This window comes from Altererythrobacter litoralis (assembly GCF_036324225.1).
Lineage (GTDB): Bacteria > Pseudomonadota > Alphaproteobacteria > Sphingomonadales > Sphingomonadaceae > Erythrobacter > Erythrobacter litoralis_A.
Genome location: NZ_JAZDQV010000002.1, coordinates 106,143 through 126,553, shown reverse-complemented (window position 1 = coordinate 126,553; position 20,411 = coordinate 106,143). Strand labels below are relative to the sequence as shown.

The following is a 20,411-nucleotide window of genomic DNA, read 5'->3' as shown; positions in this document are numbered from 1 at the left end:
TTGAGCAGGGGCGGCTAGTGCGGCAAGGTGGCGGGGCATGACGCAAGACGCGCCCATCAAACTGCTGCTGGTCGATGACGAGCTGACCCTGTGCGAACCCCTGGCCGAGTATCTCACCGGCCAGGGGTTCAGCGTTCGCCAGGCCGAAAACGCGGCGCTGGCGCGCAGCGAGCTGGCGCGCGAACATCCCGACCTGGTGTTGCTCGACATCATGATGCCGGGCGAGGACGGGCTCTCGCTCACTCGCCATTTGGTCGAAACGCGCCAGGTTCCCGTGATCCTGCTCACCGCGCGCGGAGAAGCGATGGACCGCATCGTCGGGCTCGAAATGGGCGCCGACGATTACATCGTGAAGCCCTTCGAACCGCGCGAACTGGTCGCCCGCATCCGCTCGGTACTACGCCGCGCTTCACGCGGACACGCAGCCACCGGCATCGAGGACTGGCATTACCAGTTCGAAGGTTGGCGGCTCGACCCGCTCAAGCGCCGCCTCACCGATCCGCAAGGCACGCTGGTGCCGATCTCGACTGCCGAATTCCGCATGCTTCGTTCTTTCCTCGATTTCCCGCGCGAAGTGCTCGACCGCGATCGCCTGCTCGACATGGTGCAGGGCCGCGAGGCGCATCTGTTCGATCGTGCGGTCGACAACCAGATCAGTCGCCTGCGCCGCAAGATCGAAGTCGACAGCCGCAACCCGCAGCTGATCCTGACCGTGCGCGGCGGCGGCTATCGCTTCGCCACCGACGTCGCGCGGATCGGGCCGAACGAATGACGGCAAGGCTCGATCCCCGTCGGCTCTTGCCAAGCAGCCTGCTGGGGCAGGTCATGCTGGTGCTCGCGCTAGGCCTGCTGGTGGGCCAGGCGATCTCGGGCGTGCTGCTGTACCGCGCGGCGGAACAGCGCCGCGATGTGACCGCGATCAACGAGATTGCGCTGCGCCTGATCACTGAAGACAAGCGCTCCGCCGAACGCGAGGCGATGCGCGCGGCCATGCGGGCAGAGCGCGGCCTGCCGCCGCGCCGCATGGCGCGCATGAACCGCGACGGGATCGAACGGAGCGGCGTTTCGCCCTTGCTGCCCGGCGAACAGCGCCTGCCGCGCTATGAAGAGGCGCTGGCCGAAGTGCTGGCAGGGCAGGGCCTCACCCCGCTCGACATCGTGATCACCACAAGGCTCGCGGGTCAGGATCCGCTGGTGGTGGAAAGGCCCCGGATGCAGCGACGGCTCGGCCCGCGCGACTGGCGCGAACGCCAGATCCTGGTGGCCGGGATCGAGCGCGCCGACGGCAGCGGATGGGCCGTGGTGCGCCAGCCGCTCCCGCCCCGCGCGCGCGGCATGATCGGTTCGATCCTGCTCCAGACTCTGGTCATCTTCACGGTCCTGTTCACGCTGCTGTTCCTGGTGTTGCGGCGCATGACCCGCCCGCTCGCCGAACTCACCGACCGGGTCAGCAACTTCTCGAACGGGCGCGAGCGCGCGCCGCTGCTCCAAGAGCGCGGGCCGGACGATATGCGCCGACTGATTGCCGCGCACAATGCGATGGAAACCCGCATCCTCGCACTGCTCGACGAGAAAGACGTGATGCTTGGCGCGATCGGGCACGACCTCAAGACTCCGCTTGCCGCGCTGCGCGTCCGCATCGAAAGCGTGCCGGACGAAACCCAGCGCACGCGCATGGCGCAAAGCATCGAAGACATCACCCGCACGCTGGATGACATCCTCGAACTGGCGCGACTGGGCAGGTCGGGCGAAGCCAGCGAGCGGACCGATTTGTCCGCGCTGGTCGCTTCCGTAGTCGGCGAATATGAGGATTTGGGCGAGAGGGTCGAACTGGGCGAAGCCCCGCGCATTGCGCTGCCGCTGCGCGCCACTCTGCTACGCCGTGCGATCCGCAACCTGATCGACAATGCGCTGCGTTATGGCAGCGCCGCGTGGATCGAAATCGTGCAGGGCACCGCTTCTGCCTCGATCCGCATCGATGATGACGGACCCGGCATTCCCGAGGACCGGATGGCCGCGATGATGGAGCCTTTCGCCCGCGGCGAGGCAAGCCGCAACCGCGCCACCGGCGGCGCAGGCCTGGGCCTCACGCTGGCGCGCACCATCGCCGAGCAACATGGCGGGGCGCTGGTCCTCGCCAACCGGCCCGAAGGCGGGCTCCGCGCGGAAATCCGCCTGCCGCTGCGCTAGGGCGGGATTCCCTGCCCATAGACGTTGATCGCCTTGCCGAACGGCAGGTGATTGTCTTCGTTGAAGCCCGAGGCGGCGACTTCTCCCTCCCAAAGGATCGCGGCGTCATGATGCGGCAGCAAGGCGCGGACCCGCTCCTGCGCCTGTGCATCCAGCGCGGCAAAACCCGCCCGCAACTATTCGAGGCACCACAGCCGAAAGCGCGAAACGGGCAGCTTCGCGTAGCGGACGCCTTGCACTGTCATCGCGAAATGCGTGTCGCCGCGCGCATAGGCCGCCGCATCCTCGCGATACTGGACAAGATGCGTCTCGCAGATCTCGCGAAGCAGCGCGGCAGCATCATCGGGCACCGCATCGACGAAATGCGGCTGCGACCCCCCCCGCATTCCACATCCGCGCGACCTATTCGAACACCAGCGGCGCGCGATTGCGCATGATCTCCGCCGGAGTCGGGTCCGGCCCGAAATGGCGGAACATCGGCCCCATCATCCCGAAATCCGCCAGCGACGGCGCATCGCCCAGAAGGAATGGCCGGTTGGCCAGCATCGCAGACATCGCGTCGAGCGCCGCAAGATAGGTCGCATCGACATGCACGCGAGTAGCGTCATTCACCCCGTCCTTCATGACGAAATTTGTGAACTGGCGATGCGCGATCCGCCGCCGCTTGAGCCAGCGCGGCGCCTTGCTGAAACCGCCCACTTCGTCGACCAATATGTTGGAGATCAACAGCCGGTCATAGGCATAGCTCCAGCGATAATGCATCGCGGGGCGCCACAGCCATTCGTCGCCATAATCCTCGATCAGGCGCGCCATGAAGCCGACCACCTGGTCGCCGGGCAGGATCGCTGGCTCGGGCCGCTCGCGCTCAAGCTGCAGCAGTATCGGCGTGGTGTCCGACATCCAGCGCCCGTCATCGCGCTCGACGATCGGCATCTGCACCGCGCCGACCTTTTCCACCAGCATACGGCTTTCGCCATAGGGCGTGGGCAACGACTGGTAGGGTATGCCCTTGTAGCGCAGATAGGCTTCGAGCTTGCCGGTGTAATAGGAAACCCGCGAGCCATAGACCTTCCACATCACACGGCTCCCTTCAGCGCATCAGTCCGCCGATCAAATTGCGCACGAAGCGCCCGGCGATGCCGCCGCCGAACTCGGTCGCGATCGCGCCTGCCGCCGAAGTCGCGGCCGACTTCATCGGATTGGCGCGCGATTTCTTGCCCAGAACCGCCGCCGCCGCGATCGAAGCTGCGCTGCCCGCTGCTGCACCCATCGCGCGCTTGCCTGCCTTCTCCCAGATCGAAGTGGTCTTGCGGCTGCGCTTGCCTACTTCCTCCACGCCCTTTTCCGCCACTTCGTCAGCGGTGGATGCGGCATCGAGCGCCTTCTGCGCCAGCACTTCCTCCGCGCTCTCGCGGTCGACCAGCTGGTCGTACTTGCCGTCAAGCGGGCTGACCGACTGGATGATCGCGCGTTCCTTCGGCGTCACCGGCCCCAGCCGGCTGCGGGGCGGCTTCACCAGCGTGCGCTGCACCACCGTGGGCGCACCGTCGCCATCGAGCGTCGAGACGAGCGCTTCGCCCACCTTGAGCTCGGTGATCGCTTCGGCAACGTTGAGCTTGGGGTTGATGCGGAAGGTTTCGGCGGCGGCCTTGATCGCGCGCTGGTCGCGCGGGGTGAAGGCGCGCAAGGCATGCTGCACCCTGTTGCCAAGCTGCCCCGCCACTTCTTCCGGTATGTCGATGGGGTTCTGCGTGACGAAATAGACGCCCACGCCCTTCGATCGGATCAGGCGGACCACCTGTTCGATCTTGTCCTGCAACGCCTCGGGCGCATCGTCGAACAGCAAGTGCGCCTCGTCGAAGAAGAACACCAGCTTGGGCTTCTCCGGGTCGCCCACTTCGGGCAGCGTCTCGAACAGCTCGGCGAGCAGCCACAGCAGGAAAGTGGCGTAGAGCTTGGGGCTGCGCATCAGCCGGTCGGCGGCGAGCACATTGATATAGCCGCGGCCCTGCTCGTCCACTTTCAGGAAATCGTCGATCTCGAGCGCGGGCTCGCCGAAGAACAGGTCCGCCCCCTGCGCCTCGAAGCTCAGCAGCTGGCGCTGGATCGTGCCGACCGTAGGCTTGGTGACATTGCCGTATGTGCCCGAAAGCTCCTTGGCATTCTCCGCCGCCCAGGCGAGCACCGATTGCAAGTCGCCGAAATCGAGCAGCAGCAGCCCGTTCTCGTCGGCATGACGGAACACGATCTGCAGCACGCCTTCCTGCGTTTCGTTGAGATCGAGCAGCCGGGAAAGCAGCAGTGGCCCCATTTCGGAAATGGTGGTGCGGATCGGGTGGCCCTGTTCGCCATAGAGGTCCCAGAACACCACCGGATTGTCGGAATAGGCATAGTCGTCCATGCCCAGTTCCTTAGCGCGCGATTCAAGCTTGTCGGCATGCTTGAACTTGGGCGATCCGGGCATGGCGATGCCCGACAAATCGCCCTTCACATCGGCCACGAACACCGGCACGCCTTGAGCCGAAAAGCTTTCCGCCAGCCCCTGCAGCGTCACTGTCTTGCCGGTGCCGGTGGCCCCCGCGATCAGCCCGTGGCGGTTGGCGCGCGCGAGGTCGAGATATTGCTTTTCGCCATTGTCGGCGAGACCGATGGAGATGGTGCTCATGGGCGTGGCTGGCGTCCTTGTGGTCTCGAGTTGGAGGCCATGTGTGGAGCAGCGCGGGTGGCGCGGTCAAGTGCTCGACTTGTCGCGCGAATGCGGTAAGGCAGGGCGCATGGGCCAACCCGATCCCTTCATCCTGCTCGACGACGCGCGCGCGCATGGCGCAGCGCCTGCGCACCTGTTCGAGAACCCGCGCCGGGTCTTCGTGGCGCAGCGCGCGGGGGACGTCGCCGATGCGCTCGCCGCCGCCGATGCCGCGCGGCGCGAAAGCGGCGGCACGCTGGCGGGCTATATCGCCTATGAAGCCGGGCTTGCGCTCGAACCGAAGCTGGCGGCGCTGGCCGAAGCGCGCAGCGGAGCTGCGGGCCCGCTGGTATGGCTCGGCCTGTTCGACGACCCGCAGGAAATCCCCGCCGCCGACGTGCCCGCATGGCTCGCGGAGCGCGTCGAGGGCGAAGCCTCGATCGGCCCGATGGAGCCGCAATTGTCGACCGGCGGCTATGCCGCGGCCTTCGAACATTTGCAGGAAGCGATCCGCGCTGGGGACATCTACCAGGTCAACCTGACCTACCAGCTCGCGGGTTCCTATCGCGGCGACCCGCTGGCACTTTACGCGGCGCTGCGCCCCGCGGCCGAGGCCGGCTATGGCGGGCTGCTGTTCGACGGGTCGCACTGGCTGCTGAGCCTTTCGCCCGAGCTGTTTGTCTCGCTCAGGGGCGATGAAGCGAAGGCCAAGCCGATGAAGGGCACGCGCCCGCGCGGCGCCACCGAAGAGGCCGACCGCGCGCTGGTCGAGGAACTCGCGGGTTCGGTGAAGGACAGGGCCGAGAATTTGATGATCGTGGACCTGATGCGCAACGATCTGTCGCGCGTCGCCGAAGCGGGCAGCGTCCGGGTCGATGCGCCCTTCACCGTCGAAAGCTATCCCACCGTGCACCAGATGGTCTCGACCGTGCGCGCCCGGCTGCAGTCGGGCAAGGGCGCGGTGGACCTTGTTCGCGCGATCTTCCCCTGCGGTTCGATCACCGGCGCACCCAAGATTCGCGCGATGGAACTGATCGACGCGGTCGAGCGCGACGCGCGCGGCCCCTATTGCGGGGCGATCGGCTGGATCGACCCGAATGGCGACGCCGCTTTCAACGTCGCCATCCGCACGCTGCGGCTTACCCCGGAAGAAAACAATCGCGGGCGCGCGGTGATGGGGGTTGGATCGGCCATCGTCGCCGACAGCGCAGCCATGGCCGAACGGCGCGAATGCGAAGTGAAGGCCGGCTTCCTGCGCCGCGCGACGCCCGACCAGCATGTCGCCGATTGCGATTTGATCGAGACCATGCTGTTCGATCCCGAAAGCGGGATCGACCTGCTCGAACTGCATCTGGAGCGGATCAAGGCCTCGGCGCACGAACTGGGCTTCTCCTTCGATCGCCATGCGGCGCGCAACCAGATCCAGGCGCTGTGCTTCAACCTCGAAACGCGCAGCAAGGTGCGGCTGCTCGCATCGCGCCGCGGCGCTCTGGCGCTCGAAGCCGGGCCGCCCCCCGCGCCGCCCGAAGCGCCCTTGCGCTGCATCGCCCTGCCGCTGCCGGTCGATCCGCGCGACTGGCGCCTGCGCCACAAGACCAGCGATCGCGGCTTCTATCTTGAAGCGCTCGCCGCCGCGCATGGCGAAGGCGCGGACGAAGCGCTGCTGGTGCACCCTGACGGTTTCGTCACCGAAGGCAGCTTCACCAGCGTCTTCTTGGAACGCGACGGAATGCTGCTCACCCCGCCGCTGCAGCTCGGCCTGCTCCCGGGCGTGTTGCGCCGCTCGCTGATCGAAGCGGGCAAGGCGCGCGAAGCGGAACTGACGCTGGACGACCTCGCGAACGGATTCCTGCTCGGCAACGCAGTGCGCGGGCTGGTCAAGGCACAGCTGATATGAAGATCGACATCCTTTATGAAGACGGCGAAGCGCTGGTGATCGACAAGCCCGGCGGGCTGCCGATCGAGCGCCCGCGCAAGGGCGGGCCTTCACTCGAAGACCATCTCGACCAGCTCAAGCTGGGCTTCCAGCGCGCGCCCGTGCCGGTCCACCGGCTCGACGCCGACACCAGCGGCTGCCTGCTGCTGGCGCGCAACCCGAAGGCGCTGGCGCGGTTTTCGCGCGCCTTCGAGGAGCGTGCGGTGACCAAGACCTACCTAGGCCTCGTCGCTGGCGAGCTGCAGGAGACGGAAGGCCGGATCGAGCTGTCTCTGTCCAAGATCAGCTCGAAGGAAAAGGGCTGGCGCATGATTCCGGCGAAGAAAGGCAAGGCCTCGATCACCGACTGGCGGCGGCTGTGGGTAGGCGAAGGCGTGACGCTGGTCGAGTTCCGCCCGGTGACGGGCCGCACCCACCAGATCCGGGTTCATGCCGCTTCCGGCCTGGGTTTCGCGCTGGTGGGCGACCCGGTTTACGGCAAGCCCGATCCGCGCTGCCGCCGCACCATGCTGCATGCCTCGACCCTTGAAGTGCAGCGCGCAGGCAAGACGCCGATCGTTGCGAACAGCCCGCTGCCTGCCGATTTCGCCGCTTTCGGCATTCCCCCGGTGGAACAATGGGCGATCCCGGCCTGATCGAGCGCGCGCTGGCGCTGGCCGAGGAAAGCTTCCTCGCCGGAAGCGGGCCGGGCGGGCAGAACGCCAACAAGGTCGCGACCGAAGTCCAGCTTCGGGTCAATGCCTACAAGCTGCGCCTGTCGCCCGAAGTCTTCGCTCGGTTGCGGCAGGTCGCGGGCAGCAGGTTCACCCTTTCGGGTGACCTGCTCATCACCGCCAAGGAACACCGCTCGCAGGAAGCGAATCGGGCCGAAGCGCGCGAAAAGCTGGCACAGCTGCTCGAAGAAGCGCAGCGCGTACCCAAGAAGCGCGCCAAGAGCCGGCTCAACCGCGTGGGCAAGGTCGAGCGGCTCAAGACCAAGAAAGCGCGCGGCGCGGTGAAGGCCAGTCGCGGCAAGGTGACGCGCAACGACTGGTGAGCGCTGTCCCAGCTTGACTTTTGCCCGTGAATCGGCAAAGGCGCGCCGCGAAGAGGCGGCGCTGTGCGCGTCGCCTGTTGTTTTTTGGCCCAACGGGCCCCCATTCGATCTTAGGAATACGCCATGGCGAAGCCCGCAACCGTCAAGATCCGGCTGGTCTCGACCGCCGACACCGGCTTCTTCTATGTCACGAAGAAGAACCCGCGGAACATCACCGAGAAGATGACCTTCCGCAAGTACGACCCGGTCGTGCGCAAGCACGTCGAGTTCAAGGAAGCCAAGATCAAGTGATCTGGCATGGATTTCGGGCACGCCCGAAGTTCAGTGACGGTTCAATGCTTCGCGGCTAACAGGCGAAGCATGATGACCAAATCCTTCCCGATCAAGGCACGGCCGCTGCGCACTGCGCTAGCGGCCGCTTTGCTTGTTGCCGCTCCAGCCGCCGCGCTGTTCGCCACCCAGCAAGAGCTCGAAGCCGCCGAAGGCGATCTCGACCGCGCGGTGAGCGCGCTGCGCTCGATTTCGACCATGCAGGCCGATTTCTCGCAGACCGACCGGATGGGGCAGGTCGCAAGCGGGGTGATGACGCTCAAGCAGGGCGGAAAGATTCGCTTCGAATATGAAAAGAGCATTCCACTGCTGGTCGTTTCGAACGGGCGCTCGCTCTATCTCGTCGACTACGAGGTCAACCAGGTCCAGCGCTGGCCGATTCGCAATTCGCCGCTGGGCGCGCTGCTCGACCCCACTCGCGATATCTCGCGCTTCGGCAAACTGATCCCGACCGGCAACCCCGACGTGATCAGCATCGAAGTGCGCGACCCCAAGCGGCCCGAATTCGGCATGATCACGATGATCTTCGTGCGCGACGCCAGCGCACCGGGCGGGCTCGAGCTCAATACCTGGGTGGCGCTCGATGCGCAGAACCAGCGCACCACCGTGCGGCTGCGCAACCATCGCTACGGAGTCGGAGTGGCTGACAGCGCGTTCACCTTCAAGGATCCGCGCCAGTCGTCTCGTCGCCCGCGCTGAACGGTTCGACCCCATGCGGTTGTAAGAATGCGATAAAATGTCGCGCTCTATTCATTTACGCGAAAGCTGATCGGGAGTAGCTTGCATTTGCAAGGCGAGCGAAGGCGGGTTTCCCCCCTGTTGCCCGAACCTTCCGCAAGGATGCCTTGTACAAGCGTGACGAACGCTCAAATGAACCCTCGTGCCAATGCCCCCGGCACGAGGGTTTTTTGTTTGCATATGGCTTATGCTTGCTGCGAATTGCGGTTGGCTGCGCTTCCGGTGCTCACGTACCCAAAGGACGCTCCGCTCCGGTTCTCGCCCCTCACAATTCTCGCTGGCGCCTAAACCACATGCGGCGCCCGGCTATTCCTTCCAACCAAGCGCCTTGACGATGATGTCGTAGATCAGGTTCTGCTCGATCACGCCGCGCACGCGTTCGGCGCCCGGGCCTTGCCCATACAGCGCCACGTCTTCGCCGCCATGGGTTTCGCTACCGAGCGGGATAGTCGCCTGCTGGTGCGCCTTCACCCCGGTTTCAGGCATCGGGCGTTCGGCCATTCCCGCGATCGATCCGGGACCGTTGCCATAGCCGAGCGTGGTGTAGGGCTTGCCGTCCTCGGCCAGCGCGGGGCCGTCTTCAGCGCCGCCCGCGCCTTCGCCGCCAGCGGGCGAATGGACGTAGCCGAGGATGTCGTTGCCCCGGCGCGGATAGCCCGACATGGTGAAGACATGGCTGTGGTCGGCCGTCACCAGGATCAGCGTTTCCGCGGGATCGGTGTGCTCGATCGCATATTGGATCGCATTGGCGAACTCGACCGCTTCCTCGAGCGCATACCCGGCCTGCCCGGCGTGGTGGCCGTGGTCGATCCGCCCTGATTCGACCATCAAATAATAGCCCTGCGGATCGCCATCTAGGCGCGAGATGGCCGTAGCGGTCATCTCGGTCAGCGTCGGCTCGGTCGAATCCGCGGCGCGATCGACGGTGTAGGTCATGTGGCTCGGCGAAAAGAGCCCGAGTACCGGCTTGCCTTCGGGCGCGGCAGCCAGCTGCGCCGCGGTCTCGACATAGGTGCCGCCGCTGCGCGCCGCCCACGCGGCGGGCAGGTCCGCACCGGCGTCGAGCCGCATCCCGCGCTTGTCCTTGCCGAAGAAGGCCCCGCGCCCGCCGCCCAGCGTCAGGTCGAAATCCTTCGACACCAGCTGCGAAGCGATGTCCGTGCAGCCTTGCTCACGCACCTCGGCGGGCATGGCGGCATCGGCTTCCCAATCGCGGTTGGGCACATGCGCATAGACCGCTGCCGGCGTCGCGTGGGTTATGCGCGCGGTGGTGACGATCCCCAGCGCAAGCCCGCGTTCCTTCGCCTGTTCGCCCAAAGTTGGCAGGCGATGCGCCAGCGCGGCAGGGCAATCGCTGTGCGGCGTTTCGGGGCCGACCCCGAGCATGCCGATCCGGGTCTTGACCCCGGTGTGCATGGCGCTTGCCGTGCCGGCGCTGTCGGGCACCTGCGCATTGGTGTTGTAGGTTTTGACCAGCGCAACGTTCTGGAATCGCTCGAACGGCAGGACATATTCCTCGCCGGTCTGGCCATGCTTCTGCCCGGCATAGATGCGCGCGGCGGTGATGGTGGAAATGCCCATGCCGTCGCCGATGAACAGGATCACGTTCTTCGCCTTGGGCTCGGCCTGCGCGGCGACCGGCGCGGAAGCGCTTGCAACCGGCGCTTGCGATGCGGCCGCGGTGGTGCAGGCGGCCAGCGGAAGGGCCAGCAGGGCAGCGAAAGTGAGCGTGCGACGCGCGCGGATCATGGCAGAATCTCCTGTTTGCATGCGCTCGCTATCCGCAAACAATGTGACGGGAAAGCGAAAGGTGTGGGCTGGACCCTTTGCCCGGCGCCTCCTAAGTGCTGAGCCATGGTTTCTATCGCTACCTGGAACATCAATTCGGTGCGGCTGCGGCTGCCGATCGTCGAGCGTTTTCTCAAGGAAGAGGCGCCCGATGTGCTGTGCCTGCAGGAGATCAAGTGCCAGGAGCACCAGTTCCCTGCCGAGGCGCTGGCGGCGCTGGGTTACGAACACCAGGCGGTGCACGGGCAGAAGGGTTATCACGGCGTCGCAACGGTGAGCCGGATTCCGCTGCGCGAATTCTCCCGGCACGATTGGCAGGACAATGGGGAAGCGCGCCATGTCGGGGTCGAGCTGCTCGGCCCGGGCAAGGGAATCGTGGTCGAAAACGTCTACATTCCCGCTGGCGGGGACGAGCCAGACCGCAGCATCAACCCCAAGTTCGGGCAGAAGCTCGACTTCCTCGAACGGATGACGCGCTGGGCGGAGAAGCTCGATCGCCCCACGGTGATCGTCGGCGATTTCAACATCGCTCCACTCGAAAGCGACGTGTGGAACCACAAGCAGCTGCTCAATGTCGTCAGCCACACGCCGCTGGAGGTCGATACCTTGCAGCGCTTCAAGGATGCGCATGGCTGGACCGATATCGGGCGCGAGTTCATTCGCGATCCCGAGCGCTATTACAGCTGGTGGAGCTACCGCGCGAAGGACTGGAAGGCGAACGATCGCGGGCGGCGGCTCGACCATATGTGGGCCAGCGCCGAGCTGGCGCAGCAGGCAAGCGGTCACCGGCTGCGCGAGGACGCGCGCGACTGGGAAAAGCCGAGCGATCACGTACCGCTGATCACGGAGTTCAAACTCTGACGGGCCATGCGCCTTCGCCGTCGCGGCGTGCCGCGCAAGCGATCGATGCGCTGCGCCACGGCTGGCCGCTGGCGTTCGAAGGCGGGCCGGTGCTGCTGCCCGTGGAAACCAGCGCAGCGGCGGGAGCCAGCGCCGACCATATGCTCATCTCGGCGGCGCGCGCCGCCACGCTCAAACTGGCCAACCAGCGCGAAGCCGCAGTGCCGCATGCCCCGGTGCTGATCCGCGGCGGCGAGCCTTTCAAGCTGCTCGAAGCGCGCGCAGTGGCCGATCCGGCGCTCGATCTCGCCAACCCGTTCAAGGGCCCATACCGGGCCGAAGCGCTCGACTGGCGCGAAGTGGCCGAAGCCGCGCTCGAACTCGCGCGGATCGCGGGCATATTGCCGGCCTTCCTGGTCGATCCCGATAATGCGGGCGAAGCAGTACCGGTCGTGGCAAGCGACCTTGCTGCCTGGGCCGACCGCGCGCAGCTGTCGATCGCGACCCGCGCGCATCTGCCCGTCAGCGCCAGCGATGCCGCCGAGATCATCGCTTTCCGCAGCGCCGACGACACGCGCGAACATGTCGCGCTGGTGATCGGCGCACAGCGCGGCGACGTGGTGCCGCTGGTGCGGCTCCATTCCGAATGCCTCACCGGCGACATCCTCGGCAGCCTCAAATGCGATTGCGGCCCGCAGCTCGATGCGGCGCTGGCGGCGATGGCCGAAGAGGCCGCGCGCGGCGGCTGGGGCGCGCTGCTCTACCTGCGGCAGGAAGGGCGCGGTATCGGTCTGGTCAACAAGCTGCGCGCCTATCGCCTGCAGGACCAGGGCTTCGACACCGTCGAGGCCAACCAGCGGCTGGGCCTTCCCGACGAAGCGCGCGATTTTCCCACTGCAGCGCGCATGCTCGAATTGCTCGGGGCGCGAAAGGTGCGGCTGATGACCAACAATCCGAAGAAGGTCGCTGCGCTTCAAGCCGCCGGTATCGAAGTAACCGAGCGCGTGCCGCACCAGTTGCCTGAAAACCCGCACAATGCGCGCTATCTCGCCACCAAGCGCGATCGATCGGGGCATTTGCTCAAGTGAACGCTGTGGCGATCCGGCCCGAGGCAACAGCCGATACGCGCACGATATACGAGCTCACCAAGGCCGCTTTCCGCGACATGCCCTTCAGCGACGGGGACGAACAGGAATTGGTCGATCGCTTGCGCGCCGATGGCGATCTCACTTTGTCGCTTGTGGCCGAGGAAGCGGATCGGATCGTCGGCCATATCGCGTTCTCGCCTGTCACGATCAGCGATGGCACGGTCGGCTGGTTCGGCCTGGGTCCGGTCTCAGTCTGGCCCGAATTGCACAGCCGGGGCATTGGCAGCGCGCTGGTGCGGCGCGGGATCGCGGAGTTGCGCGAGCGCGGCGCGCGGGGAATCGTATTGCTGGGCGATCCGGCCTATTATTCCCGCTTCGGATTCATCGCCGATCCGCGGCTCTCTTATCCAGGTCCACCGCCCGAATATTTCCAGAGCCTGCTGCTCGAAGACGACATGCTGCATGGCGAGGTGCGCTACGCGGTTGCCTTCGGCTAGCTAGCGCGCTTCGAGACGCGCGGCGGCAAATGCCTCTCGTATACACGTAAAGCATTGCCAATCCGGCCAGCAGCGAAAGGATGCCAAGGCCCAGCATGATCCGGGCCATGGTAGGATTTTGCGGTCTGTTCCGGGATGGCGACATTGTCACTCTCTCCTTCAACTCTTGCTCGGCGGCCTGCCGCGGCGCGGCTTGTCGCTGGGGGTTACATTGATGCCGCGGCGGGCGAGCGCTTCGCGAAGAAGGATTTCGATCTCGGCATTGGCGCTGCGCAATTCGGCCGCCGCCAGCCGCTCGACCGCGGCGTGTACCGCCGGGTCGAGCCGCAAAGCGAAGGCCTTCTTACTTGCGCCAGACATGCGCCGCAGTTCCCTCTCGTTCGCTTAGTAGAGTGATCCTGCGTTGACGACCGGCTGGACGTCGCGCTCGCCGCACAGCACCACCATCAGGTTCGAAACCATGGTCGCCTTGCGCTCGTCATCGAGCTCAACGATGCCGTCCGCAGCGAGCTTGCCCAGCGCATCCTGGACCATGCCGACTACGCCCAGGACCACTTTCTGTCGCGCCGCAATCACCGCATCGGCTTGCTGCCGGCGCAGCATGGCCCCGGCGATTTCAGGCGCATAGGCAAGGTGAGTCAGGCCCGCTTCGTCGACCACGATCCCGGCCACGCGCAGGCGGTCATTCAGTTCCTCGCACGGCTCGCGATTGACGACATCGGCGCTGCCGCGCAGCGTCGTTTCGTCCTCGTCGCTCATGTCGTCATAGGGATGGCGCGCGCCGACCGTGCGCAGCCCGGCTTCGATCTGGATGTTCACGAACTCCTTGTAGTCGTCGACATCGAAGGCTGCTTGCGCGGTGTCCGAAACGCGCCACACGACATTGCACGCAATCTCGATCGGGTTGCCGCGCAGGTCGTTGATCTTGACCCGTTCCGAATGGACGTTGTGCGCGCGCGCCGAAATCTTCTTGCGCATCATCCACGGCCAGACCCAGCGCAGGCCCTCGCGGCGTTCGGTCCCGCGATATTCGCCGAACAGAGTGATCACCGCTGCCTGGTTGGGCTGGATCATGAAGAAGCCCGATGCGACGATCAGGATACCGAAGACCGCGCCCAGCAGCCGACCGACAAACAGCAATTTGGCGCTCTTCTCTGCACCCGTGGGCGGTGCCCCGCCGCTGACCGACCAGATTATGAGCACCACGAGCAGCGTCAGCACGACCAGCATGATATAGCCATTATAGCTGTGGGCCGCGCTTTCGCTGCTCGTCTTCATCCCTTTGAGTTCCATTGTCATAGCAATCCACCTCGTAAATGATGATATCATATTTATATCATTCGACGGCGATTGCAAGCGCGATTGCACGATCGGGCCTCAGGGGTTATCGAACCGTGTGTTTGCCCGATGCCGGGAAATTTTCAGGAGAGAATGAAATGAAGAAGACCACGCTGCTGTTCGCTCTGGCCGGCACGTTCGCGCTAGCTGCATGCGGCGGATCGGACGACGCCTCGATCGATGCCGAAGCCGACACCGTCGAAATGCCGGCCGACGCCGCACTTGAAGGCGTGGCCGACGAGCCGGTCGAAGATGCCGACGCAAACAGCGACGAAACCGCCGTGAGCGAACAGACCGCAACCGAAGCCGCCGATGCCGCCGCCGATGTCGCCGCCGCTGCGGAAGCCGCCGCCGGAACCGCTACCGACACCACCGAATAAGCCGCGCAGCGCCGCTTGCGCTGACGGACGAACAAGCGGACGGATTGCCAGCCGGCGATTCGTCCGCTTTTCCTTTTCGGCACGGGCGTTATGGAGTGGGCGCACACTCCTGCCATATTGGGCAGGCGACAGTCGAACCGCACGCTTGGATGAGCAGGCCCGAACCGAGCCAACGCCACCAAAGCTGGGCAACAGCGAGAGGACACCAGATCGATGCAGCAGACCGGCATGGACCCCGAAATCTTCGAACAGTTCATCGACCAGCTCGAACGCTATGTGCGCGAGCGGCTGATCCCGGCCGAAAAGGAAGTGATCGCCAACGACCGCATCCCTGACGACATCGTCAAGGAGATGAAGGACATGGGGCTGTTCGGGCTGACGGTGCCGGAAGAATATGGCGGCGCAGGGCTCAACGTCACGCAGTATGCGCGCACGGTGAAATGCATGAGCTATGCCGCCCCGGCCTTCCGCTCGATCTTCTCGATCAATGTCGGCATGTTCAATTCGGCGATCAAGAACGGCGCGACCGAAGCGCAGAAGGCCGAATGGTGGCCGCGCATCGCCGCGGGCGAGATCGCCTGTTTCGGCCTGACCGAACCCGGCTCGGGATCGGACAGCGCCGCGATGCAGACCTTCGCCAAGCCCGATCCTTCGGGCAATGGCTGGATCCTCAACGGAACCAAGCGCTACATCACCAATGCGCCGCATGCGAATGTCGGCCTGATCATGGCGCGCACCGAAAAGGAAAACCTGCCCAAGAACGCGCATGTCAGCGCCTTCCTTGTGCCGATGGACGCGCCTGGCGTGACTGTGGGCAGCGCCGATCACAAGATGGGCCAGTCGGGCAGCCACATCGCCGACATCATCCTGGAGGACGTTCACGTCCCGGGCGAAGCGCTGCTGGGCGGCGAGACCGGCAAGGGTTTCATCTTTGCGATGAAGAGTCTCGACAACGGCCGCATCTCGGTTGGCGCAGCCTCGACCGGCTATGCTCGCCGCGCGCTCGACAGCGCGATCCGCTATGCCAATGAGCGCAAGGCGTTTGGCGAGCCCATCGCCAATTTCCAGCTGATCCAGCAGATGTTGGCCGAAAGCGAGACCGAGATCTACGCCGCCGAATGCATGATGGCCGATGTGACCGCGCGCGCCGATGCGGGCGAGAACATCCTGCGCAAGGCCGCCGCCTTCAAGGTGTTCGCTTCGGAAATGTGCGGCCGCGTGGTCGATCGCGTGGTGCAGATCTATGGCGGCGCGGGCTACCTCGCCGAATATGACGCCGAGCGCTTCTTCCGCGATGCGCGCATCTACCGCATCTACGAAGGCACCACTCAGATCCTGCAGCTGCAAATCGCCAAGCACATGCTGCGCGAGTGGGCTGCCGAGCACGGCTGAGGATCGGCGCATGTACCAGCTGCTTTCGGGCCTATCGATCATCGAGGTGTCGAGCTTCGTCGCTTCGCCAACCGCCGGGCTCTATTGCGCGCAGATGGGCGCGGAAGTGATCCGCGTCGATCACAAGGCGGGCGGGCTCGACTACAACCGCTACATGCTAACCAGCGAAGGCCGCTCGCTCAGCTGGGAAAACCTCAATCGCGCGAAGAAGTCGGTCGCGCTCGACCTGCAATCGGGCGAAGGGCGCGAACTGCTGGTCGAACTCGCGGCGAAAACCGGCCAGTGCATCACCAATTTGCCCGAGAAGAGCTTCATGAGCCATGGCGCGCTGGCGGCGCGGCGGCAGGACATGGTCAGCGTGCGGATCATGGGCTGGCACGACGGGCGGCAGGCGATGGATTTCACCGTCAATGCCGCCAGCGGATACCCGCTGATGTGCGGCCCGGAAGAGTGGGACCCGGCGACGGCCCCGCCGGTCAACCAGGTGCTGCCCGCATGGGATTTCATAACCGGCGCCTATTCCGCCTTCGCGCTGCTGGCCGCGCTGCGCCATCGCGATGCAACCGGCGAAGGCAGCGAAGTGCGCGTGGCACTGGGCGATGTCGCGATCGGGACCATGGCCAATTCGGGCTCGCTCGCCGAAATGCTCTATCGGGGTTCGGACCGCCCGCGGCTGGGCAATGCGATATGGGGCGCCTTCGGGCGCGACTTCAGGAGCCGCGACGGCCAGCGCTTCATGGTCGCCGCGCTCACGCCCAAGCAGTGGAGCGGGCTGGTCGCCGCGTTCGGTGTCGCTGGCGAGATCGCCGCGCTCGAAGCCGAGCTGGGGGTCCGCTTCGCCGATGGCGACACACCCCGCTTCGTCCATCGCCACCGTCTGTTCGACCTGTTCCAGGCCGCCTCCGAGCGGCACGATTATGCCGATCTGGCGGAGCGACTGGCCGGGCAGGGCTGCACGTTCGAGCGCTATCGCACCATGCACGAGGCCGCCAACGATCCGGTGCTGGTGGCGAACAATCCGCTTTTCGGCCCTTCGCCCGCCAACCCCTCGGGCTTCGAATATCCAGCCACGCGCAGCTTTGCGCATATGCCCGAAAAGCAGGTCGGCGATCCCAAACCCGCCCCCTATCTGGGGCAGCACAGCGAAGAAGTCCTGGCCGAGAGGCTGGGGCTGTCTTCGGGTGAGATCGGTCGGCTGATCGATGCCGGCACCGTCGCCACCAGCGACGCCTGAGAAGACAAGGACGAAAAATGAGCAAACGACGCGCCGCCATCGTATCGCCGCTCCGCACTCCGGTCGGCAGGTTCCAAGGGTCGCTCGCCCCGCTTAACGCCGGGCAATTGGGCGCCGTGATCCTCAAGGCCCTGATCGAGCGCAGCGGGATCGATCCCGCGCGGGTCGACGATGTCGTTTTCAGCCAGGGCTATGGCAGTGGCGAAGCACCCGCGATCGGCCACTGGAGCTGGCTCGCCGCGGGCCTGCCGCTCGAAGTGCCCGGCTTCCAGCTCGACCGGCGCTGCGGCTCGGGCGTGCAGGCGGTGGCGACCGCCGCAATGATGGTCGAAACCGGCATGGCCGATGTCGTGGTCGCGGGCGGCTGCGAGAGCATGTCGAATGTCGAACATTACACCACCGACCTGCGCGGCGGGGTTCGCATGGGCGACATGGTTCTGCACGACCGCCTGACACGCGGGCGGCTGATGAGCCAGCCGATCGAGCGTTTCGGCGTGATCACCGGCATGATCGAGACTGCCGAAAACCTCGCCAAGGACTACGGCATCAGCCGCGAAGCCGCGGACGCCTATGCCGTGCGCAGCCACCGCAATGCAGCGGCGGCATGGCAGGAGGGCAAATTTGCCGAGCAGCTCGTCCCGGTCGAAATCCCGCAGCGCAAGGGCGGCCCGGTGATGTTCGACCATGACGAAGGCTACCGCGCGGATGCGAGCATGGAATCGCTCGGCAGCCTGCGCGCGATCGACCTCAAGCGCGATCCTGAAGCCATCGTAACCGCAGGCAACGCCAGCCAGCAGAACGATGCGGCGGCGGCCTGCCTGGTCGTGGCCGAAGACAAGCTTGAGGAGCTCGGGCTCGAACCCATGCTGTGGTTCCACGGCTGGGCACCGGCGGGCTGCGACCCGAGCCGCATGGGGATCGGCCCGGTTCCGGCAGTCGAGCGACTGTTCGCGCGTACCGGCATGGGCTGGGACGATATCGGCCTGGTCGAACTCAACGAAGCCTTCGCCCCGCAGGTGCTGGCGGTGCTCAAGGGCTGGGGATGGTCGGACGACGACAGCCGCATGGACATGCTCAACGTCAACGGCTCGGGGATTTCGCTCGGCCACCCGATCGGCGCGACCGGCGGGCGCATCCTTGCCGACATGGCGCATGAAATGCACCGGCGCGGGGTGCGCTATGGCCTTGAGACCATGTGTATCGGCGGCGGACAGGGCATTGCCGCGATCTTCGAGCGCGCGGCGTAACGATGGGCGAGTGGGACGCCTGGCTGGGGCGCGAGCTGGTCCAGTCCGACACGCTCGACCCCGCACTGGCGCGGCGCTGGTGCGCGACATTCGACCTGTCAACCCCGGCCGATGGCATCATGCCGCAGGGCATCCATTTGTGCCTGTGCACGCCCGAAGCGCCGCAGGCTGCGCTGGGCGAAGACGGGCACCCTGCCCGCGACAGCAGCCCGGCGAGCTTCTTCCCGCCGATCCCGCTTCCGCGCCGCATGTGGGCGGCGAGCGACATCGCTTTCGTCGCGCCCATCCGGGTCGGCGCCGCGATAGAGCGCACCAGCCGCATCGCGTCGATCGCGGAGAAGGATGGTTCGAGCGGCAAGCTCGGCTTCGTCGAGGTTGAGCATATCACCAGCGCCGACGGCGCAGTTGCGATCCGCGAGAAGCAGACGCTGGTTTATCGCGACGCCATGCCCGCCGATGCGCCGCTTAGCCCACCCCCGGCAGATGAAGGGCAATTCGACCCTTCGGGCTGGGATGCACATCGCATGATCACGCCCGATCCGCGGCTGCTGTTCCGCTATTCGGCGCTGACCTTCAACACGCACCGCATCCATTACGATTTGCCCTATGCGCGCGACGTGGAGCGCTATCGCGGGCTGGTGGTCCACGGCCCGCTGATGGCGAGCCTGCTGCTGCAGATGGCGGCACGCGAACTGGGCGAGCACGCGATCGGGACCTTCGCCTTCCGCGCGGTGAGCCCGGCGATCGCCGACGAGCCGCTGCACCTCGCGATGCGCAAGACCGACGAAGGCTATGAGTTCGGGACCTTCGCAACTGACGGTAGGCAGTGCGTTAGAGCGAACGCCACCGCCTAGTCCGGGTCCGGCACCGGATAATCCGCGATCGGCTTCAGCACGCCATAGGCCTCTTCCAGCGGCGCATGCCCCAGCGGCGGGAAATCGAGCGGCGCGGGTTCGATATGCGTATCGGGTAACCGGTCGAGCAGGTCGCGGATCAGCGTCAGCCGCCCGCGTTTCTGGTCGTTGAAATCGACCAGCGTCCACGGCGCCCATTCGGTGTGGGTCGCCGCCAGCATCGCTTCGCGCGCATCGGTATATGCCTGGTATTTCTCGCGCGCGGCCAGATCGATCGGCGAGAGTTTCCAGCGCTTGAGCGGATCGTCGAGCCGTTCTTTCAGCCGCGCTTCCTGTTCAGCCTGGTCGGCTGCGAGCCAGTATTTGAACAGCAGGATGCCGTCATCGACCAGCTGCCGTTCGAATTTCGGCGCATGCTCGAGAAAACCCGCAACCTGCGCCTCCGAGGCAAAGCCCATCACCCGTTCGACGCCAGCGCGATTGTACCAGCTGCGGTCGAACAGCACGATTTCGCCCGCGCTGGGCAGGTGCGGGACATAGCGCTGGAAATACCATTGGCTCGCTTCCACCTCGGTCGGCTTGGACAGCGCGACGATCCGGCACTGGCGCGGATTGAGCGGCTCGCTCACCGCGCGGATCGCCCCGCCCTTGCCCGCGGTGTCGCGCCCTTCGAACAGCACCACGATCCGCGCGCCAGTGGCCTTGGCCCAGCGCGCCATCGCGACCAGCTCTTCCTCGAGCGGTTCGAGCAGGTCTTCATACTGCTTGCGCTTGATCGTCTCCACCCACACCCCCAATCCCGAACCCATCGGGCGTTTGCACATCGCATCCTGCCGT

General features: G+C 65.7%; 24 protein-coding genes. 15 read left to right on the top strand and 9 right to left on the bottom strand.

What is annotated here, in order from left to right; translation table 11 throughout:
• The first annotated feature begins 37 nt into the window (after window positions 1–37).
• Entirely contained in the window at window positions 38–772 is a 735-nt protein-coding gene (locus VRS74_RS02500) for a response regulator (protein ID WP_354143662.1), read from the top strand.
• Window positions 769–2,190 (top strand): ATP-binding protein, encoded by a 1,422-nt coding sequence (locus VRS74_RS02495; protein ID WP_354143661.1) that lies wholly within the window; start codon window positions 769–771, stop codon window positions 2,188–2,190. Before VRS74_RS02500 ends, VRS74_RS02495 begins: the two co-directional genes overlap by 4 nt.
• Here the strand turns inward: VRS74_RS02495 and VRS74_RS02490 are convergent.
• The 4 genes from VRS74_RS02490 to VRS74_RS02475 are packed head-to-tail and all read right to left on the bottom strand — an operon-like array spanning window position 2,187 to window position 4,855.
• Window positions 2,187–2,366 (bottom strand): hypothetical protein, encoded by a 180-nt coding sequence (locus VRS74_RS02490; protein WP_354143660.1) that lies wholly within the window; start codon window positions 2,364–2,366, stop codon window positions 2,187–2,189. The genes VRS74_RS02495 and VRS74_RS02490 overlap by 4 nt on opposite strands.
• A complete protein-coding gene (locus VRS74_RS02485; protein ID WP_354143659.1) occupies window positions 2,367–2,576 on the bottom strand; it encodes a hypothetical protein in 210 nt (69 codons plus the stop codon).
• 16 nt (window positions 2,577–2,592) lie between these two features.
• Entirely contained in the window at window positions 2,593–3,267 is a 675-nt protein-coding gene (locus VRS74_RS02480; RefSeq protein ID WP_354143658.1) for a glutathione S-transferase family protein, read from the bottom strand.
• 13 nt (window positions 3,268–3,280) lie between these two features.
• Complete coding sequence (locus VRS74_RS02475; protein ID WP_354143657.1) at window positions 3,281–4,855, bottom strand: helicase HerA-like domain-containing protein; 1,575 nt, start codon at window positions 4,853–4,855, stop codon at window positions 3,281–3,283.
• Between the two features lie 109 nt (window positions 4,856–4,964).
• Between VRS74_RS02475 and pabB the strand changes: the two genes are divergently transcribed.
• From pabB to VRS74_RS02450, 5 genes are all read left to right on the top strand, one after another.
• Window positions 4,965–6,773 (top strand): aminodeoxychorismate synthase component I, encoded by a 1,809-nt coding sequence (gene pabB, locus VRS74_RS02470; RefSeq protein WP_354143882.1) that lies wholly within the window; start codon window positions 4,965–4,967, stop codon window positions 6,771–6,773.
• Window positions 6,770–7,447: an RluA family pseudouridine synthase gene (locus VRS74_RS02465; protein ID WP_354143656.1), complete on the top strand. Its 678-nt coding sequence runs from the start codon at window positions 6,770–6,772 to the stop codon at window positions 7,445–7,447. Before pabB ends, VRS74_RS02465 begins: the two co-directional genes overlap by 4 nt.
• Window positions 7,429–7,848 (top strand): alternative ribosome rescue aminoacyl-tRNA hydrolase ArfB, encoded by a 420-nt coding sequence (arfB, locus tag VRS74_RS02460; RefSeq protein WP_354143655.1) that lies wholly within the window; start codon window positions 7,429–7,431, stop codon window positions 7,846–7,848. The genes VRS74_RS02465 and arfB overlap by 19 nt, the downstream gene beginning before the upstream one ends.
• A 123-nt stretch (window positions 7,849–7,971) precedes the next feature.
• Window positions 7,972–8,139, top strand: a complete 168-nt coding sequence (gene rpmG, locus VRS74_RS02455; protein ID WP_034961594.1) for a 50S ribosomal protein L33 — start codon at window positions 7,972–7,974, stop codon at window positions 8,137–8,139.
• Between the two features lie 72 nt (window positions 8,140–8,211).
• Window positions 8,212–8,877, top strand: a complete 666-nt coding sequence (locus VRS74_RS02450) for a LolA family protein (protein WP_435521362.1) — start codon at window positions 8,212–8,214, stop codon at window positions 8,875–8,877.
• Window positions 8,878–9,222: 345 nt separating this feature from the next.
• Here VRS74_RS02450 and VRS74_RS02445 read toward each other — a convergent pair whose 3' ends face one another.
• Window positions 9,223–10,665, bottom strand: coding sequence for an alkaline phosphatase (locus tag VRS74_RS02445; RefSeq protein ID WP_354143653.1), 1,443 nt, complete (start codon window positions 10,663–10,665; stop codon window positions 9,223–9,225).
• 105 nt (window positions 10,666–10,770) lie between these two features.
• Here VRS74_RS02445 and VRS74_RS02440 point away from each other — a divergent pair, with 105 nt between their 5' ends.
• Window positions 10,771–11,565 carry an exodeoxyribonuclease III gene (locus VRS74_RS02440; RefSeq protein ID WP_354143652.1) on the top strand — a complete coding sequence of 265 codons (795 nt, stop codon included), beginning with the start codon at window positions 10,771–10,773 and terminating at the stop codon, window positions 11,563–11,565.
• Here the strand turns inward: VRS74_RS02440 and VRS74_RS02435 are convergent.
• A complete protein-coding gene (locus VRS74_RS02435; protein ID WP_354143651.1) occupies window positions 11,555–11,713 on the bottom strand; it encodes a hypothetical protein in 159 nt (52 codons plus the stop codon). The genes VRS74_RS02440 and VRS74_RS02435 overlap by 11 nt on opposite strands.
• Here VRS74_RS02435 and ribA point away from each other — a divergent pair.
• Both ribA and VRS74_RS02425 read left to right on the top strand, forming a co-directional pair.
• Complete coding sequence (gene ribA / locus VRS74_RS02430; RefSeq protein WP_354143650.1) at window positions 11,706–12,632, top strand: GTP cyclohydrolase II; 927 nt, start codon at window positions 11,706–11,708, stop codon at window positions 12,630–12,632. The two genes, VRS74_RS02435 and ribA, sit on opposite strands and share 8 nt — an antisense overlap.
• Complete coding sequence (locus VRS74_RS02425; protein ID WP_354143649.1) at window positions 12,629–13,129, top strand: GNAT family N-acetyltransferase; 501 nt, start codon at window positions 12,629–12,631, stop codon at window positions 13,127–13,129. The genes ribA and VRS74_RS02425 overlap by 4 nt, the downstream gene beginning before the upstream one ends.
• A 159-nt stretch (window positions 13,130–13,288) precedes the next feature.
• Here VRS74_RS02425 and VRS74_RS02420 read toward each other — a convergent pair whose 3' ends face one another.
• Both VRS74_RS02420 and VRS74_RS02415 read right to left on the bottom strand, forming a co-directional pair.
• On the bottom strand, window positions 13,289–13,489 hold the full coding sequence (locus VRS74_RS02420) for a type II toxin-antitoxin system antitoxin (protein ID WP_354143648.1): 201 nt from the start codon (window positions 13,487–13,489) through the stop codon (window positions 13,289–13,291).
• A 24-nt stretch (window positions 13,490–13,513) separates the two neighbouring features.
• Window positions 13,514–14,407 carry an SPFH domain-containing protein gene (locus tag VRS74_RS02415; RefSeq protein ID WP_354143647.1) on the bottom strand — a complete coding sequence of 298 codons (894 nt, stop codon included), beginning with the start codon at window positions 14,405–14,407 and terminating at the stop codon, window positions 13,514–13,516.
• 158 nt (window positions 14,408–14,565) lie between these two features.
• Here VRS74_RS02415 and VRS74_RS02410 point away from each other — a divergent pair, with 158 nt between their 5' ends.
• The 5 genes from VRS74_RS02410 (at window position 14,566) to VRS74_RS02390 (ending at window position 19,574) form a co-directional block, all read left to right on the top strand.
• A complete protein-coding gene (locus VRS74_RS02410) occupies window positions 14,566–14,847 on the top strand; it encodes a hypothetical protein (RefSeq protein WP_354143646.1) in 282 nt (93 codons plus the stop codon).
• Between the two features lie 213 nt (window positions 14,848–15,060).
• On the top strand, window positions 15,061–16,239 hold the full coding sequence (locus VRS74_RS02405) for an acyl-CoA dehydrogenase family protein (RefSeq protein WP_354143645.1): 1,179 nt from the start codon (window positions 15,061–15,063) through the stop codon (window positions 16,237–16,239).
• 10 nt (window positions 16,240–16,249) lie between these two features.
• The gene (locus VRS74_RS02400; protein ID WP_354143644.1) at window positions 16,250–17,473 is read left to right on the top strand and encodes a CoA transferase; all 1,224 of its coding nucleotides are present in this window, start codon (window positions 16,250–16,252) and stop codon (window positions 17,471–17,473) included.
• Between the two features lie 17 nt (window positions 17,474–17,490).
• Window positions 17,491–18,720, top strand: coding sequence for an acetyl-CoA C-acetyltransferase (locus tag VRS74_RS02395; RefSeq protein WP_354143643.1), 1,230 nt, complete (start codon window positions 17,491–17,493; stop codon window positions 18,718–18,720).
• 2 nt (window positions 18,721–18,722) lie between these two features.
• On the top strand, window positions 18,723–19,574 hold the full coding sequence (locus VRS74_RS02390) for an HTD2 family dehydratase (RefSeq protein ID WP_354143642.1): 852 nt from the start codon (window positions 18,723–18,725) through the stop codon (window positions 19,572–19,574).
• On the opposite strand, the gene ppk2 is transcribed toward VRS74_RS02390, so the two are convergent.
• Window positions 19,571–20,398 carry a polyphosphate kinase 2 gene (gene ppk2, locus VRS74_RS02385; RefSeq protein ID WP_354143641.1) on the bottom strand — a complete coding sequence of 276 codons (828 nt, stop codon included), beginning with the start codon at window positions 20,396–20,398 and terminating at the stop codon, window positions 19,571–19,573. The two genes, VRS74_RS02390 and ppk2, sit on opposite strands and share 4 nt — an antisense overlap.
• Between the last annotated feature and the right edge of the window lie 13 nt (window positions 20,399–20,411).

What these genes read in the sequence shown, in the direction of transcription:
- VRS74_RS02435 (WP_354143651.1), bottom strand. Translation starts at nt 11,713, where the DNA reads ATGAGCATATGGTCGGCGCTGGCTCCCGCCGCTGCGCTGGTTTCCACG.
- pabB (WP_354143882.1), top strand. Translation starts at nt 4,965, where the DNA reads ATGGGCCAACCCGATCCCTTCATCCTGCTCGACGACGCGCGCGCGCAT.
- VRS74_RS02390 (WP_354143642.1), top strand. Translation starts at nt 18,723, where the DNA reads ATGGGCGAGTGGGACGCCTGGCTGGGGCGCGAGCTGGTCCAGTCCGAC.
- ppk2 (WP_354143641.1), bottom strand. Translation starts at nt 20,398, where the DNA reads ATGTGCAAACGCCCGATGGGTTCGGGATTGGGGGTGTGGGTGGAGACG.
- VRS74_RS02440 (WP_354143652.1), top strand. Translation starts at nt 10,771, where the DNA reads ATGGTTTCTATCGCTACCTGGAACATCAATTCGGTGCGGCTGCGGCTG.
- arfB (WP_354143655.1), top strand. Translation starts at nt 7,429, where the DNA reads ATGGGCGATCCCGGCCTGATCGAGCGCGCGCTGGCGCTGGCCGAGGAA.
- VRS74_RS02415 (WP_354143647.1), bottom strand. Translation starts at nt 14,407, where the DNA reads ATGAAGACGAGCAGCGAAAGCGCGGCCCACAGCTATAATGGCTATATC.
- VRS74_RS02495 (WP_354143661.1), top strand. Translation starts at nt 769, where the DNA reads ATGACGGCAAGGCTCGATCCCCGTCGGCTCTTGCCAAGCAGCCTGCTG.
- VRS74_RS02410 (WP_354143646.1), top strand. Translation starts at nt 14,566, where the DNA reads ATGAAGAAGACCACGCTGCTGTTCGCTCTGGCCGGCACGTTCGCGCTA.
- VRS74_RS02450 (WP_435521362.1), top strand. Translation starts at nt 8,212, where the DNA reads ATGACCAAATCCTTCCCGATCAAGGCACGGCCGCTGCGCACTGCGCTA.
- VRS74_RS02475 (WP_354143657.1), bottom strand. Translation starts at nt 4,855, where the DNA reads ATGAGCACCATCTCCATCGGTCTCGCCGACAATGGCGAAAAGCAATAT.
- VRS74_RS02500 (WP_354143662.1), top strand. Translation starts at nt 38, where the DNA reads ATGACGCAAGACGCGCCCATCAAACTGCTGCTGGTCGATGACGAGCTG.
- VRS74_RS02465 (WP_354143656.1), top strand. Translation starts at nt 6,770, where the DNA reads ATGAAGATCGACATCCTTTATGAAGACGGCGAAGCGCTGGTGATCGAC.
- rpmG (WP_034961594.1), top strand. Translation starts at nt 7,972, where the DNA reads ATGGCGAAGCCCGCAACCGTCAAGATCCGGCTGGTCTCGACCGCCGAC.
- VRS74_RS02485 (WP_354143659.1), bottom strand. Translation starts at nt 2,576, where the DNA reads ATGCGGGGGGGGTCGCAGCCGCATTTCGTCGATGCGGTGCCCGATGAT.
- VRS74_RS02395 (WP_354143643.1), top strand. Translation starts at nt 17,491, where the DNA reads ATGAGCAAACGACGCGCCGCCATCGTATCGCCGCTCCGCACTCCGGTC.
- VRS74_RS02420 (WP_354143648.1), bottom strand. Translation starts at nt 13,489, where the DNA reads ATGTCTGGCGCAAGTAAGAAGGCCTTCGCTTTGCGGCTCGACCCGGCG.
- VRS74_RS02405 (WP_354143645.1), top strand. Translation starts at nt 15,061, where the DNA reads ATGCAGCAGACCGGCATGGACCCCGAAATCTTCGAACAGTTCATCGAC.
- VRS74_RS02400 (WP_354143644.1), top strand. Translation starts at nt 16,250, where the DNA reads ATGTACCAGCTGCTTTCGGGCCTATCGATCATCGAGGTGTCGAGCTTC.
- VRS74_RS02480 (WP_354143658.1), bottom strand. Translation starts at nt 3,267, where the DNA reads ATGTGGAAGGTCTATGGCTCGCGGGTTTCCTATTACACCGGCAAGCTC.
- ribA (WP_354143650.1), top strand. Translation starts at nt 11,706, where the DNA reads ATGCTCATCTCGGCGGCGCGCGCCGCCACGCTCAAACTGGCCAACCAG.
- VRS74_RS02445 (WP_354143653.1), bottom strand. Translation starts at nt 10,665, where the DNA reads ATGATCCGCGCGCGTCGCACGCTCACTTTCGCTGCCCTGCTGGCCCTT.